Origin of the sequence: Sphingobacterium litopenaei (genome assembly GCF_014692495.1) — a bacterium.
GTDB lineage: Bacteria > Bacteroidota > Bacteroidia > Sphingobacteriales > Sphingobacteriaceae > Sphingobacterium > Sphingobacterium litopenaei.
Map to the genome: position 1 here is coordinate 38536 of NZ_JACOIJ010000020.1, position 15091 is coordinate 53626.

General features: G+C 35.1%; 15 protein-coding genes. 7 read left to right on the plus strand and 8 right to left on the minus strand.

The window, feature by feature from the left end:
- Positions 1 to 38: 38 nt before the first annotated feature.
- The gene (locus tag H8B04_RS11085; protein WP_190302385.1) at positions 39 to 989 is read left to right on the plus strand and encodes a helix-turn-helix transcriptional regulator; all 951 of its coding nucleotides are present in this window, start codon (positions 39 to 41) and stop codon (positions 987 to 989) included.
- Positions 990 to 1177: 188 nt separating this feature from the next.
- On the opposite strand, the gene H8B04_RS11090 is transcribed toward H8B04_RS11085, so the two are convergent.
- From H8B04_RS11090 to H8B04_RS11100, 3 genes are all read right to left on the minus strand, one after another.
- Complete coding sequence (locus H8B04_RS11090) at positions 1178 to 1651, minus strand: DinB family protein (protein WP_165290116.1); 474 nt, start codon at positions 1649 to 1651, stop codon at positions 1178 to 1180.
- A gap of 125 nt (positions 1652 to 1776) precedes the next feature.
- Positions 1777 to 2829, minus strand: coding sequence for an agmatine deiminase family protein (locus tag H8B04_RS11095; protein ID WP_165290117.1), 1053 nt, complete (start codon positions 2827 to 2829; stop codon positions 1777 to 1779).
- A 49-nt stretch (positions 2830 to 2878) separates the two neighbouring features.
- Positions 2879 to 3754: a carbon-nitrogen hydrolase gene (locus tag H8B04_RS11100; protein ID WP_165290118.1), complete on the minus strand. Its 876-nt coding sequence runs from the start codon at positions 3752 to 3754 to the stop codon at positions 2879 to 2881.
- 196 nt (positions 3755 to 3950) lie between these two features.
- Here H8B04_RS11100 and H8B04_RS11105 point away from each other — a divergent pair, with 196 nt between their 5' ends.
- From H8B04_RS11105 to H8B04_RS11115, 3 genes are all read left to right on the plus strand, one after another.
- On the plus strand, positions 3951 to 4490 hold the full coding sequence (locus H8B04_RS11105; RefSeq protein ID WP_190302386.1) for a hypothetical protein: 540 nt from the start codon (positions 3951 to 3953) through the stop codon (positions 4488 to 4490).
- Positions 4491 to 4653: 163 nt separating this feature from the next.
- A complete protein-coding gene (locus H8B04_RS11110; RefSeq protein ID WP_190302387.1) occupies positions 4654 to 6867 on the plus strand; it encodes an NADP-dependent isocitrate dehydrogenase in 2214 nt (737 codons plus the stop codon).
- A 260-nt stretch (positions 6868 to 7127) separates the two neighbouring features.
- Entirely contained in the window at positions 7128 to 7319 is a 192-nt protein-coding gene (locus H8B04_RS11115; protein ID WP_159638923.1) for a cold-shock protein, read from the plus strand.
- A gap of 142 nt (positions 7320 to 7461) precedes the next feature.
- Here H8B04_RS11115 and H8B04_RS11120 read toward each other — a convergent pair whose 3' ends face one another.
- A complete protein-coding gene (locus tag H8B04_RS11120; RefSeq protein WP_165290121.1) occupies positions 7462 to 7887 on the minus strand; it encodes a cold-shock protein in 426 nt (141 codons plus the stop codon).
- Positions 7888 to 8051: 164 nt separating this feature from the next.
- Between H8B04_RS11120 and H8B04_RS11125 the strand changes: the two genes are divergently transcribed.
- The gene (locus H8B04_RS11125; protein ID WP_190302388.1) at positions 8052 to 9035 is read left to right on the plus strand and encodes a lipoate--protein ligase; all 984 of its coding nucleotides are present in this window, start codon (positions 8052 to 8054) and stop codon (positions 9033 to 9035) included.
- Positions 9036 to 9208: 173 nt separating this feature from the next.
- A complete protein-coding gene (locus H8B04_RS11130; protein ID WP_223815388.1) occupies positions 9209 to 10429 on the plus strand; it encodes a thioredoxin family protein in 1221 nt (406 codons plus the stop codon).
- 53 nt (positions 10430 to 10482) lie between these two features.
- Here the strand turns inward: H8B04_RS11130 and H8B04_RS11135 are convergent, their stop codons facing one another.
- Positions 10483 to 11115 (minus strand): nitroreductase family protein, encoded by a 633-nt coding sequence (locus H8B04_RS11135; protein WP_190302390.1) that lies wholly within the window; start codon positions 11113 to 11115, stop codon positions 10483 to 10485.
- Position 11116: 1 nt separating this feature from the next.
- Positions 11117 to 11707 (minus strand): TetR/AcrR family transcriptional regulator, encoded by a 591-nt coding sequence (locus tag H8B04_RS11140; protein ID WP_190302391.1) that lies wholly within the window; start codon positions 11705 to 11707, stop codon positions 11117 to 11119.
- A gap of 180 nt (positions 11708 to 11887) precedes the next feature.
- Between H8B04_RS11140 and H8B04_RS11145 the strand changes: the two genes are divergently transcribed.
- Entirely contained in the window at positions 11888 to 12673 is a 786-nt protein-coding gene (locus H8B04_RS11145; protein ID WP_190302392.1) for a patatin-like phospholipase family protein, read from the plus strand.
- Positions 12674 to 12803: 130 nt separating this feature from the next.
- On the opposite strand, the gene hisD is transcribed toward H8B04_RS11145, so the two are convergent.
- Both hisD and hisG read right to left on the minus strand, forming a co-directional pair.
- Positions 12804 to 14090 carry a histidinol dehydrogenase gene (hisD, locus tag H8B04_RS11150; protein WP_190302393.1) on the minus strand — a complete coding sequence of 429 codons (1287 nt, stop codon included), beginning with the start codon at positions 14088 to 14090 and terminating at the stop codon, positions 12804 to 12806.
- Complete coding sequence (gene hisG, locus H8B04_RS11155; protein WP_165290128.1) at positions 14090 to 14941, minus strand: ATP phosphoribosyltransferase; 852 nt, start codon at positions 14939 to 14941, stop codon at positions 14090 to 14092. The genes hisD and hisG overlap by 1 nt, the downstream gene beginning before the upstream one ends.
- Between the last annotated feature and the right edge of the window lie 150 nt (positions 14942 to 15091).

Here is a 15091-nt window from a genome sequence, read left to right on the forward strand (position 1 = left end):
TATAGTTGGGGCTTTTACTTTTTATAGACTTAACCAAGATGGACATTACCAAAAGATTCGATAGGCTTCTCGGTATTTATTTTTATTTGCAATCTAAACCATTGGTCAAAGCACAGGATTTAGCGGATAAATATGAAGTGAGTTTACGTACGATTTACCGTGATATCAAATCCTTGGAGCAGGCTGGTATTCCGATAAGTGGAGAGGCAGGTTATGGTTATTCTTTGATGAATACGTACAAAATTCAGCCGATGAATTTTACCGAACAAGAAGCACTGAGTTTTGGAGTAGCAGAGAAACTCATGCAGCATTATCTGGATAAAGAGATGGGAACGCATTTTTCGAATGCACTAGTGAAGATGAAAAGTGTTTTGCGTTTTAGTGATAAAGAAAATGTTGCGGACCTAGAATCAAAAGTCCTTATCAACAAGCAAAAGAATTTTCTGAATGAAAATGTGCCTGCAGCTTTGGCTATGCTGTTTGAAAGTATGGTAAAGAAAAAACAGATTCATCTTACCTATAAATCTGTGGAGAGCAATTTGCAAGAGAGGAACATTGAAGTGGTAGGTGTTTATCAAGAAGGACAATTTTGGTATTTTTTGGCTTATTGCCATTTGCGGAAAGAAGTTCGTCAGTTTAGACTTGACCGTATCGAACATATTCGACTTACGGATTTACGGTATACACAGTCGTTGAAGCCATTACATGAATATTTAGAAGAACAGAAAAAGGCTGAAGTTATAATTTCTGTCAGAATATTAGTTAAAAAGTCAATCGCGAGATATCTACATTGGGAAAGGCAGTATTATGGATTTGTAAGAGAAGTAGAAAAAGGGGATAGTGTAGAAATGCATTTTCAGACAAGTAATCTAGAACACTTTGCGCGTTGGTTTCTGATGTTTTCGGATGAATCCATAATTCTTGAACCCGAAGAGCTGAAACTAAAAGTAAAAAGCGTGTTAGAAGGTGCTTTGAAAAACCTTAAATAATTGATAATAGAAACTGAGAATTGAATTAGATATCTCTTTTCGGTCGATATGACGTTATTAAATTATCGTCATTCCGACGGAAGGAGGAATCTATAAATTAAGAAAAGTCTTTGGGTATAATAAAAAGTCAGATTGCTTCGACACACTTTGTCGAAGCAATCTATTGTCTTAACGTAATTTCTACAGAACTAATACCTATCCCAAAAGAAAGGTGGCTCAATCCCTAAAGCTCTTAAATACACAAAACCTTGAGCCCTATGATGAATTTCATTGTCAATGAAATACATGAGATTGTGTACGATCGGAAATTTATATTCTCCAAATAAATTGAAATCATCATGGAATCTTTCTTCTGGAATTTGGTTGTATAAATCAATCAGAACTGGCGTATCTTTATCCCATTGTGCAAGTAGTTCTGCTTTAGTATGAAGAGGTAAATCATGATTGTACTTCTCTATTTTGTCGTGGACAATGCCATCTAAGCCAGGTACGGCTAGTGAAAGCATTTCTTTAATCAAATCAGCGAAGGTACGCATGCCTCCAATCGAAAATTTGAATAATTCTTCTTCAGGAAACTTTTCGATAGTTTTCCGAGTTAAATTACGATGTCCTAACCAATGTTCTAATAAATCTGCTTTTGAAATAATTACTGTCTTTTCCATTTTTTAAGGTTTTAATGATACATCAAAAGTAGGTATGGCTTGTGACAACAGTTTGTCAGTAGTATGAATGAAAATAAAAAAGGAGCAAATCAATTTGCTCCTTTCCAATATTTTGAGATTGCCGATTAAATTTTAGGCTCTTGCTGACTTAAACAGTGGAAACTTCCCAATCCCCATATTATATCTACAGAATTGATTCCGATAACCTTGCGGTCTGGGAAACAAGATTGGATAATTTCTAAAGCTTTTTCATCATTCTTATCATTAAAGATTGGAACAACGACTACTTTGTTTGCAATGTAAAAGTTAGCATAAGAAGCGGGTAAGCGTGTGTCATCATAAATTACTGCACCAGGCATTGGTAATTCTACAATATTCAACTTACGTCCATCTAATAAAGTCATTTGTTTCAAGGCTTCTAAATTCTCTTGCAACAAATGATAATTTTCGTCTTCAGGATTTTCTTCTACTACTGTAATGACTGTATCTTCATTTACGAAACGTGTAATATCATCGATGTGACCATCTGTATCATCTCCAACGATTCCATCACCCAACCATAAAACTTGCTCTTGACCGTAATATTCTTTCAAATATTGTTCGATTTCTTCTTTCGTCAAGTGAGGGTTACGGTTTTCATTCAACAAACAAGCGGTTGTAGTCAAGATTGTACCAGCACCATTGAATTCTACCGAACCACCTTCCATTACAATAGGAGGAGTGAACAAAGGTAAATCAAAGTGTTTAGCAATCTTAGTGGGAACTACATCATCCAAATCGTATGGAGGATATTTATCACCCCATGCATTGTAACCCCAGTCTACGATACCTTTTTTGTTTTCCGTTTTATTTACGACGAAAGCAGGACCATGGTCTCTACACCAAGCGTCGTTTGTTTCGTGGAAATAGAATTCTACGTTCTCTAGATTTGCTTCAACAGCTTGTAAATAACCTAAAGCAAAATCCTTCATAGCCTCATCTGCCACATTTATGCGTACTTTTTGGTCAGCTGCTACGGCTTTAATAAATTCCGAATATGGCTTATATATTGTTTCAATCTTTCCTGGCCAAGAAGCTTCTTTGTGCGGCCAACTTAACCACATTGCTTCTTGCTCTGCCCATTCAGCTGGGAAAGAATAGCCTAATTGTTTAGGTGTATTTTCTAAATTCAAACTCATGTAAAATATCGCTTTACTTCTTAAAATCTAGTATATTAAAGAAGTAATATTAGTCTTCGTCAATAAATCTTTTAGTAATAGGCGCGTAAGTCTCTATACGACGGTCACGCAAGAAAGGCCAGTGTTTGCGAAAATAATCTGATTGTTTCAAATCTAATTCCACTACTTTAACTTCTTCTTGGTCGTGAGATGCTAAATACAACAATTTACCTTGTGCATTTGCGACAAAGCTACCACCCCAAAATTTCATGGCGCCATCTTGTTCGAAACCAACACGGTTAACGGATACTACAGGAACACCATTTGCAACAGCGTGTGAGCGTTGGATCGTCTGCCAAGCATTGTATTGATCTTGGTTTGTTTCTTCATCTTGGTCTGTCGCCCAACCAATCGCAGTAGGGTAGAACATGATTTCCGCACCCATCAACGCCGTGATACGAGATGCTTCTGGATACCATTGATCCCAACAAATCAATACACCGATTTTACCGAATTTTGTTTTGAATACTTTGTAACCTAAATCACCAGGCGTGAAATAGAATTTTTCGTAAAATGCAGGATCATCAGGGATGTGCATTTTGCGGTATTTACCTAAGTAAGCACCGTCAGCATCTAAAACTGCTGTTGTATTGTGGTAAAGACCTTCCGTGCGTTTTTCGAATAAAGAAGCGATAATGACAACGCCTAATTCTTTAGCCACAGCGGATAATGCATCCGTTGATGGTCCTGGGATAGACTCTGCAAGGTCAAAGTTGTCATAATCTTCGACATCACAAAAATATAATGAAGTGAAAAGTTCTTGTAAACATACAATCTGAGCGCCGCCAGCAGCAGCTTCTCTCACTTTTTCAATAGCTTTATTAAGGTTTTCTTGTTTGTCTTTGGTACAAGACATCTGAACTAATCCAACTTTTACTTTGCTCATCTTATTAAATAGTGTTATTTCAAAGACAAAGATAAGATTATTTAAAACAACCTATAACATCTATCGCTGTATAAAGAAGTATTCTGAATTGATGACAGAATATTTACATGAATTAAAAAAATAATAAAGTTTTTAAAATTATATTGTAGCGAAACAAAATTTACTTTCGTTTTATTTTTAAATTAACCAATACTATATGAAATGTAAAATACTTGCTCTTGCCTTAGGTATCTCACTATTAAATATTATGTGTTGTGGAAGCAATCTAAATGCTATGACTTTTGAATATTTACCCACAGGAAAGATATCATTTATAAATCAAATAGATAAGTACAGTATAGTTAAAGATACCCTAAAAGGACCTTTTGATGTTTACTTTGATTTTGACACTAAACAAGTGTACACTTTTAATTTTTCAATTATTCCTATGGCAATGGCGTGTACTATGCATAGTCCTTTCTATACCAATACTATGAATAGAGAAAAATTAGCAGTTAGTATTGATAATGATTTTGTATATAAAGACGATACAATTCTAGCAAATTCAAATATAATGAACCTATATTCATCGTCATATAAGTACCTTTTCTATAATGGGGGACAAGGAGTTCGTTTTGACGAAAAATTCCTATACTATGCCAAATTTAACAAAGGCTGGACGACTTTTATCATCGCGGGAGAATTAGAGGATGGCCAACCATTTAAGTTTGAAAAGAAAGTGTATTTAGATTTATAATCCAACCTTGCCAAGCTTTTTCTCAATTCCGTCATAATTAAACCTATTGCCAATATTTAATTTTGATTTTCTTATCTTTAGGCGGATTTTGATAACGGAAAGAAGCCGTTGTTGATTTTTTAATAAAACAATAGAAACATTAATATATTTTCAATAGAAAACTATGTCATCTAAAATCATTTACACTAAAACAGATGAAGCGCCATTATTGGCAACTTACTCTTTTTTACCTATTGTACAAGCGTTCGCAAAAACTGCGGATATCGATGTAGAATTAAGAGACATTTCATTGGCTGGTCGTATCCTGGCTAATTTCAACGAATATTTAACAGCAGAACAACAAACTGCTGATGCATTGGCAGAGTTAGGGCAATTGGCTACTACTCCTGATGCTAACATCATCAAATTACCAAACATTTCAGCTTCTATTCCTCAATTAAAAGGAGCAATCGCTGAATTGCAAAAAGCAGGTTACAATGTGCCTAACTACCCTGATGCACCTGCTACTCCAGAAGAAGAAAAAATCAAAGCTACATATGCTAAAGTTTTAGGTTCTGCTGTAAACCCAGTATTACGTGAAGGTAATTCGGATCGTCGTGCCCCTAAAGCGGTTAAAAATTATGCAAAAGCTAATCCTCACCGTATGGGTGCTTGGGCTGCAGACAGCAAAACTAAAGTAGCGTCAATGACTGACGGTGATTTTTACGCTACTGAAAAATCAGTAACAGTCGAAGAAGCTGGTCAATTCAAAATTGAATTCGTAGCTGCTGACGGTTCTGTAAAAGAATTAAAAAGTCTTTCTCCTTTGAAAGCTGGCGAAGTAATTGATTCATCGGTATTGAATGTAGCTAAATTGAAAGAGTTTGTTGCTGCTACAATCGTTGAAGCCAAAGAAGCTGGTGTATTATTATCAGCGCACTTGAAAGCAACGATGATGAAGGTTTCTGACCCTATTATTTTCGGAGCTATCGTAGAAGTGTACTTCAAAGATGTATTCGCTAAATATGGTGAATTGTTCGCTTCATTAGGTATCAACAAAAACAATGGTTTAGGTGAAGTTTACGCTAAAATTGCGGGTACTCCACAAGAGGCTGAAGTGAAAGCTGCTATCGATGCTGCTATTGCTAATGGTCCTGATTTAGCGATGGTTAATTCGGACAAAGGTATTACAAACTTACACGTTCCTTCGGATGTAATCGTAGATGCTTCTATGCCAGCTATGATTCGTATCGGCGGTAAAATGTGGGATAAAGCAGGAGCAGAGCGCGATACAATTGCTATCATTCCTGACCGTTCTTACGCAGGTGTATATGAAGCTGTAATCGAAGACTGTAAAGAAAATGGTGCTTTAGATCCTACAACTATGGGTTCAGTTCCAAACGTAGGTTTGATGGCTCAAAAAGCAGAAGAATACGGTTCACATGACAAAACTTTCCAAGCATCTGCTCAAGGAACTATCCGTGTAGTGGATGCTAACGGAAATGTGTTGATGGAGCAAGCTGTGGAAGCTGGTGACATCTTCCGTATGTGTCAAACTAAAGATGCGCCTATCCAAGACTGGGTTAAATTAGCTGTAAATCGTGCTCGTTTATCAGCTACACCAGCGGTATTCTGGTTAGACGAAAACCGTGCTCATGATAGAGAGATCATCAAAAAAGTAGAGAAATACTTAGGTGACTTCGATACAAATGGTTTAGATATTTTCGTAATGTCTCCAATCGAAGCTACTAAATTCTCTTTAGATCGTATCCGTGAAGGTTTAGATACGATTTCTGTAACAGGTAACGTATTACGTGACTACTTAACTGACTTATTCCCAATCTTGGAAGTAGGTACTTCAGCGAAAATGTTATCTATTGTTCCTTTAATGAACGGTGGTGGTTTATTTGAGACAGGTGCTGGTGGTTCTGCTCCTAAACACGTAGAACAATTCTTAGAAGAAGGTTACTTACGGTGGGATTCATTAGGTGAGTTCTTAGCATTACAAGCTTCTTTCGAACACTTAGCACAAACGCAAAACAACGCAAAAGCGCAAGTTTTGGCTGATGCTTTGGATGAAGCAAATGCTTTATTCTTAGCTAATGACAAATCTCCAGCACGTAAAGTAGGTCAAATTGACAACCGTGGTTCTCACTTCTACTTGACTTTATACTGGGCTCAAGAATTGGCTAAACAAACGAAAGATGCTGAATTAGCAGCTCAATTTGCTACATTAGCTGAGACATTATCAGCTAACGAAGCTAAAATCAATGAAGAATTAATCGCTGCGCAAGGTACAGCTCAAAATATCGGTGGTTACTACTTCCCGAATGATGAGTTAGCTACTCAAGCTTTACGTCCTTCAGCAACATTAAATAATGCTATTGCTGCTTTGTAAGTAGTTCATTTTTAGAAATACTAAAGCCTTCTTCGATTCTGAAGAAGGCTTTTTTTGTTTATATTAGTAGTATGTTATAATAAACTAATATCGAAAGGGAGTGAAATATGTTTCTGACAAATTTCTTGGTAGTTATTACAATGGCTTAATTAAAAATTCATAGTAGCCCGATTAAATACACTATTTGTAAGATAAAAAAAATAAATAGTTGATTATCCATTTATTATACCTACCTTGTGGACATAATAAATAAATACAATATGAATAACGGAACTGTAAAGTTTTTTAATGAAACTAAAGGATTTGGTTTTATTACACCTGATGGTGGTGGCGAAGATGTTTTTGTACACGTATCAGGATTAGTTGACCAAGTTCAACAAGGCGATCAAGTTACTTATGACTTAGAAAAAGGTCGTAAAGGTATCAATGCCACTAATGTAAGAGTAAACTAATTTTAATTATACTTATCTTGCAAAAGGCGAATCTTTCTAAGATTCGCCTTTATTGTTTTATATGTTTTGCATAATCTACTTAAATAAAAACATCCCTTATCATTTTATTGATAAGGGATGTGTACATTAAGAAAATTATATTTTATAATACAATTACTTCTGTTACTTGAAGTCCTTGTTTGCTTGATTGCGACTTGAATTTTACTTTTTGGTCTTGGTGTAAGACAAAACCTAAGATTTTGAAGTTAAAATAAACGTTTTCTCTCGTTTCGTTGTCACGGATAAAACCGTATTGACCAGCTTCGTTGTAAAAAGAAACTTTACCGAATGAGTAAACATCTTCAACTTCTGGACGGATTAAATCCTCTTCTTTGAATTCGTATTTTTTTACAGGAGGTTTGTCGGAGATATTTCCGTTCTCGTCTACATATGCGAACATTTCCTCTAATGATTTACCTTTATCGTTAGAATCTTCACGTTGCGCTTTTTTTTCTTCTTTTTCTTTACGTTTTTGCAGTTTTTTCTTGGCGATTTCTTTTTTTCTAAATGTTTGTTGGCTTTGACCCATGTATTATTATTTAATGATTATTGATGTTGAGAAAAGTCAAACGTGTCGTCAAGAAATTCTGAAGTGAGAATGGAGGCGAGTTGTGCGGCTTTTTACAAAGATACTAAATATAATTGAAAGAAGCGAACTTAAATCTTATTGTTACCTTTGTACAAAAGACACTTATGATTATCATTGACCCACTTTCGCATAATGCTTTTTTCAATATTGCTTCGGAAGAATATCTATTGAACCGTTTTCCAGAGGAAGATATATTACTTTTCTACATTAATGCCCCATCTATTATAATAGGTAAATTTCAAAATACTTTAGCAGAAATTAATTTGGATTATGTTAATGAGAATAACATCAAAGTTGTTCGTCGTTTGTCGGGAGGAGGTGCCGTATATCATGATTTAGGAAATTTGAATTTTTCGTTTCATACCAAAGCCAGTGATAAGGATTTCAGTGATTTCGAAACATTCACTAAACCTGTAGTTCAACTGCTCAATAAATTAGGTGTTCCTGCTAAGTTGGAAGGCAGAAATGATTTATTGGTCGATGGCAAAAAGTTTAGTGGCAATGCTAAGACCATTAAATCTAAAAAGATGATCCAACATGGTACGATTTTGATTAATTCAGAAATGTCCGTTTTGGCTGATGCGCTAAAAGTGAATCCATTAAAGTTTGTGGATAAAGCCGTAAAATCAAATCGTGCACGTGTCACAAATTTAATAGATTATCTTCCTAAAGGAACCACTACCGAATCCTTTAAACAACTTTTTATTGAGGAAATCAAAGCTTCAAACGCGGATGTGAGTGAATATTCTTTTGATGAACAAGATATAGCTGCGATAGAAAAATTAGCAATGGAGAAATATAGTACTTGGGAGTGGAACTTTGGATTTTCACCGGATTACAATTTCAAAAAGGCTAACAAAATTCCTGCAGGATTTATCGAGGTGCATTTGGATGTGCATAAAGGACATATAGAGCAAGCTAAAATATTTGGCGATTTTTTTGCCTCAAATCCAATTGAAGAATTGGAAAGTAAATTAATAGGCATAAAGCATGAACAAGACAGTCTAAAGGAATTATTTAATTCTATTGATATTAAAGCTTATTTTGGGAAAGTTACCCTTGAGGAGGTTTTGGATATATTTAAATAAGTTTCTTTTATAAAACTAGGAGTTATTGGTATAATTATATTCGAACTTTATATTTAAAGTCAAATCGTGATTTAAGTTAAACAAGTTTAATTTCTTTACTTAATCGAAAATAAAAGTTATTTTAGAATTACTAATTAACTTATAAATCATTGATCATGAGAAAGCTATTCATCATGCTGTTTTTAATACCCCTATTGACAACGGCGCAGGAAAAAGGAATTCAGTTTGAACACAATACAAATTGGGAAAAACTTAAAGAAAAGGCTAAAGCAGAAAATAAACACATATTTGTCGACTGTTTCACGACGTGGTGTGGTCCCTGCAAATGGATGGCAGATAATGTATTTGTCCAAGAAGAGGTAGGAGAATTTTTCAATGATAACTTTGTGAATCTCAAGTTGCAATTTGATGAAACTAAAGAGGATTCTGAAGATGTAAAATCTTGGTATGATGAGGCTAAACGATTTGCCAAGGATTATGAAGTAAGAGCTTATCCGACTTTTTTAGTATTCGATCCTAATGGTGAATTGGTCGATAAAGTGGTGGGAGGTAGCCAAGCGGATAAATTTATCGCTCGTTTTAAAGATGCTTTGATTCCCGAAAAGCAATTTATAACTGCTAAAAAGAAATACGAGGCAGATCCACAAAATTTAGAATTAGCACAGCAAATTTTTACCAAAGCATCAGATATATATGATATCCCATTGGCAACTAAGGCATTCAATATAATTTTAGATAAATCATCTAAAGAAGAATTTCTAAAAAAGGAAAATCTTGGAGGAATTGTTGTACTAGCACAGGAGGACATAGATGGGAAAGCTTTTGATTTAATCTATAATAATCAAGATTCCTTTAAGGATTTTTTTAAAAATCAATTTGGCGCTGATGTAAATGATTTTTTGGCTCATATGATTTCTCAAAAGGTACTACGTCCAAAAATATCGAGCGGCGAATCTATCGATTATGATGAAATTGAAAAACAATTAAGCACAAAATATGATAAAGTAAATTTTTCAAAATCTTTTGCTTCGATGAAATTTTCTAGTTACTTGAAAAAAAAGGATTGGAAAACTTTCGTAACTGAATATGATAAAAAAGTAAAAAGCGATCCAAATATTACTGCAGAAGAGCTTAATGAATATGCTTGGAAAATGTTTGAAGAATGTGACGATAAAGATGCTTTGAAAGTAGCCTTGACCTGGAGTAAAATAGCTGTAGAGCGTAATGAAGTAGAATATATTATTGACACTTATGCTAATTTGCTATATAAATTAGGAGATGCTAAAAATGCAATACTCTGGCAAGAAAAAGCAGTTTCAATAACGTCTGAAGATAGAAGAGAAGAGCTTCAAACTAGTCTGGACAAAATGAAAAAAGGCGAAAAAACTTGGTAATAAAATAAAAAGCTCCAGTGAATCTCACTGGAGCTATAAATAGAAAATTATAATTAGTTGTAATTAATTACAAAATCTTCTTTGCTGAAGCGAACTTTTTTCATGTTCAAGTTCCAGTCGTTAGCTTCGTCGCGGTAACCTAAAGCCAAAATAGTTACGGATTTTAACCCTAATTTTTCAAGACCCAACAATTCGTCCAATTGCTCATTGATAAAGCCTTCCATTGGTGTGGCATCTACTTTTAATTCAGCAGCAGCAGCGATAGCTAAGCCGAACCCGATGTAAGCTTGTCTTGCAGTATGATTGAAGTGTTCTTCTTTTGTTTGTTGTGCGAATTTGCTCCACAACATATTTTTGTAGTCATTAGAATATCCTTCTGGCAGATTTCTTTCGCGTTCGCTAAATGAGAAAACTTCATTTAAATACTCTTCTGTATAACTTTCATGTGCTGCGAAAACTAACAAGTGGGACGCATCCACTATTTGAGATTGACCAAAAGCTATAGGTTGAATTTTAGCTTTCAATTCCTCATCTGTGATTTGAATTACTTTAAAAGGCTGTAAACCTGATGAAGTAGGAGCAAGACGAGTTGCTTCGATAATATAATCCACTTTCTCTTGTGCAACTTTTTCACCTGTCATTTTCTTAGTTGCGTATCTCCATTGTAAATCTTGTAATAAGCTCATTTTAATTTTGTTTTTGTAATGTGTATATAAATCCTTCGACAGCATCAAGTACTGTTGGAGGAGGCAATTCTGCTATTTCTTTGTTTGATAATAAATCTATGGCAACAAAACCGTGAAGCATGGACCAAAATGTCTTTAGCTTAAGGTGTCTATCAACGTGTTGGTTACTGTATTGTGTCAGTACATCATCAATTGCTTGCAACATTAAAGAAGAACTATTTTTCATTTCCTCTGAACTATTGATAGTTTCGCATGCTGGTATTCCCAATCCAAACATGATACGATAGTATTGCGTATTTTGCGAAGCGAATTTCCAATAAGCCAAAGCAATTTTTCGAAGTTTTTCGATGGTATCGAATTCTTCTACCTTTAATTCTTCAGCCAATTTGCTAAATCCTTCTTTCGAAAAGTATTCTACAATGGCTTCCTTATTTTCGAAATGTTTGTAAATTACAGGCACACTATAGCTGATTGCATCTGCTATTTTGCGAATAGATAGCGATTGCCAACCTTCCTCTTGGATGATTTTCCAAGATTGATCGATGATCATTTGCCTTAATTCCTGTATTTCTTTTTCTCTTCTTGTAAGCATGCTATTATTGTTGAATAAGCAACTTGTTAACAGTGTTAACAAAAGTAACACTGTTATTTTATTTAACAAAATGGATATTGAAAAATCGACTTTTGACTGACAATCGGAAATAATAACGCCGTCTGTCGTTATTACGAGAAATATAATTTATTTTAGGTCTTTGACTGAATTGTAAATTATATGCAGAAAAAGGTTTCGTTAGTTCTAGGTAGTGGAGGAGCAAGAGGAATTACTCAATTAGGTGTTATTAAATGGCTTATAGAACATGGATTTGAAGTAAATGAAGTTGTGGGCTGTTCGATTGGTTCTTTGGTTGGAGCTGCATTTGCAGAAGGGCGTCATGTGGAATTGGGCGAGTGGATGTCACGTCTTACCAAAAGGGAAGTTTTTAGATTAATGGATTTTTCTGATCCCAGATATGGATTTTTGAAAGGCCAGCGTGTACTTTCGACCATGCAAGAAGTGTTTCAAGATTTGCCCATAGAAAATATGCAAATGCGTTATGCAGCAGTGGCCACAGATTTGACGAATGAAGAAGATGTAGTATTTCGAACTGGAAGTGTATATAATGCAATCCGTGCTTCGATAGCTATACCAGGTGTTTTTAAGTCTGTAATTACTACGGATGGAAGATTTTTGGTCGATGGTGGCGTACTAAATCCTTTACCAATCAATTATGTACAGTACCGTGAGAATATCATTATAGCAGTCAACTTAGATGGAAATAGGGATTTGTTAGCGCCAATTGCTTACGACAAATTGAATTCCATTAGCTTATTGCAAGAATCTTATTTAGCGATGCGGCGAAAATTAACTCAATTGAGTATTGAATTGTATAAACCAAATTATGTCATCAATGTACCGCATAATATTTCTGGAATTTGGGATTTTGACCGCTCAAAATTTTTAATAGAAAGGGGATACGAATATGCTGAAACTACGCTTGGGCATTTGGTAAAAAAGTAAGGGATTAAAACATTTTGTCTTAATCCCTTTATTCTTTTTAGGTGATAACCTCTAACTATTAGAGATTTATCTTTAAGTTTCTAATATAGAAACGCAGAGTATATTCCGAATATTGTGTAAAAAATAAAAATTATTTTTTTCTAATCGAAACTGCATTTCTATGCGCTTGAAGGCCTTCTAATTCGGCTAATATTTCTACCGTAGAACCAATTTGTTTAATACCTTCTTCATTAATCGATTGGAAAGTAATCTTTTTGACAAAAGAATCTACCGAAACGCCAGAATACGAACGAGCATAACCTGAGGTAGGCAGTGTGTGGTTTGTTCCAGAAGCATAATCTCCAGCACTTTCAGGTGTAAGATGACCTAAGAATACAGAACCTGCATTTAGAATCAAAGAAGTTACGGTTTGCCAATAATCCGTTTCAATAATCAAATGTTCTGGGGCATAAATGTTGGAGAATCGCATGGCTTCTCTCAAGTCTGAGGTAATAACCGCGTAAGAATTTTCAATAGCTTTAGCAGCGATTTCTTTGCGGGGTAGTACAGCAAGTTGCGATTCTAATTCTGCGTTTACTTTCGTGACAATTTCCGCAGAGGTCGCCACTAATACAGCTTGACTATCTGAGCCATGTTCCGCTTGAGCTAATAAATCTGCAGCCACATAAGCAGGGTTTGCTGTATGATCTGCTATTACTAACACTTCAGATGGTCCAGCAGGGATATCAATACTTACATTTGTAAGACTTTGTATCGTGCTTTTTGCTTTGGTAACGAACTGATTTCCTGGACCAAAAATTTTATCCACTTTTGGAATACTTGATGTACCAAAAGCCATTGCAGCTACAGCTTGTGCTCCACCAACTAAGTAGATACGTTCAATTTTTAATAACAATAAACAATAAGCCACAAAGCCATTGATTTTACCATTTTTTTGTGGAGGCGAACAGACTACAATTTCTTTACATCCTGCAATTCGAGCAGGAACTCCCAACATCAAAAGGGTAGAAGGTAATACAGCAGAACCTCCCGGAATGTATAATCCGACTTTTTCGATAGGACGTACCTCACGCCAACATTTTACGCCAGGCATAGTTTCTACTACGCGTTCGCGTTTCAATTGTGTGCTGTGAAATTTATGAATATTTTGGAAAGCAATCTCCAAAGCACGTTGTTGATCACGGCTAATAGTTGCTGCTAACTCTTCAATTTCTTCTTTCTCCAAATACAATTTTTCCAATTGTACCTGATCAAATTTAGCCGCATAATTTATTAAAGCTGCGTCGCCATTCTGACGAACATCTTCGATAATATCGTTAACAGTAGATTGAATAGATTGATTGGGATCGGAGTTTCGCAATACCAATTTATCAATATCTGCTGTAGAAAGATCGGCGTATGTATATGTTTTTAGCATTATAAAATAATCTTTTCGATAGGCATTACGACAATACCTTGCGCGCCTGCAGATTTCAATACGTTTATTTTACCCCAAAAATCATCTTCGGAAATGACGGTGTGTACAGCAACCCAGCCTTCTTCAGCTAAAGGCACTACTGTAGGGCTTTTTACACCGTGCAAAATTTCAGTGATAATAGGCAGATTTGCTTTTTCTACGTTCAATACGACGTATTTTGTTTCCTTCGCACGTAATACGGATTGAATACGTTGCAAAAGTTCAGCTAAAATTTCGTTTTCTTCTAATCCTTCACGTCCGATAAGAATAGCTTCTGATTTACGCACATCTGCAAAAGGTTTTAAACCATTGCTTTTTAATGTTCCGCCTGTAGAAACAATATCACAAATTGCATCACTCAAACCTAATCCTGGAGCTATTTCTACCGATCCCGAAATTGTTTGGATATCCGCATTGATTTTATATTCATCCAAGAATGATTTTAAAATCACAGGGTAAGAAGTTGCAATTGATTTACCATTTAAATCTTGTAAGTCTTGAATAGTAGAATCCTTAGCGATAGCTAATTTCAAGGTACATTTACCAAACCCTAAGCGTTGTAAATAGTTTACTTTAGCTTGTGTTTCATCAATTACATTTTCACCTACAATACCCAAATCGGCGATACCTTGCTCCACGTATCCTGGAATATCGTCATCACGTAAGAAAAGAATTTCAAGATTGAAGTTTGAAGCAGATGTTATAAGAGAGCTTTTGTAATTTTCGAAGTCAAGACCACAGTTTTTAAGTAACTGTACTGATTTTTCATTTAATCTACCCGATTTTTGGATAGCTATTTTTAGATTTTTCAAAACTAATTGTTTTTGGTGCTTAAATATTATTAATAAAACTGACTATTGGGAAAAAGATGCTTCACGTAGAAACATATAACATTACATATCGCCACAATGGCGATGATGCGAATGAATATGGTATGTGAAGAATTTTGTCATTTATCAAAT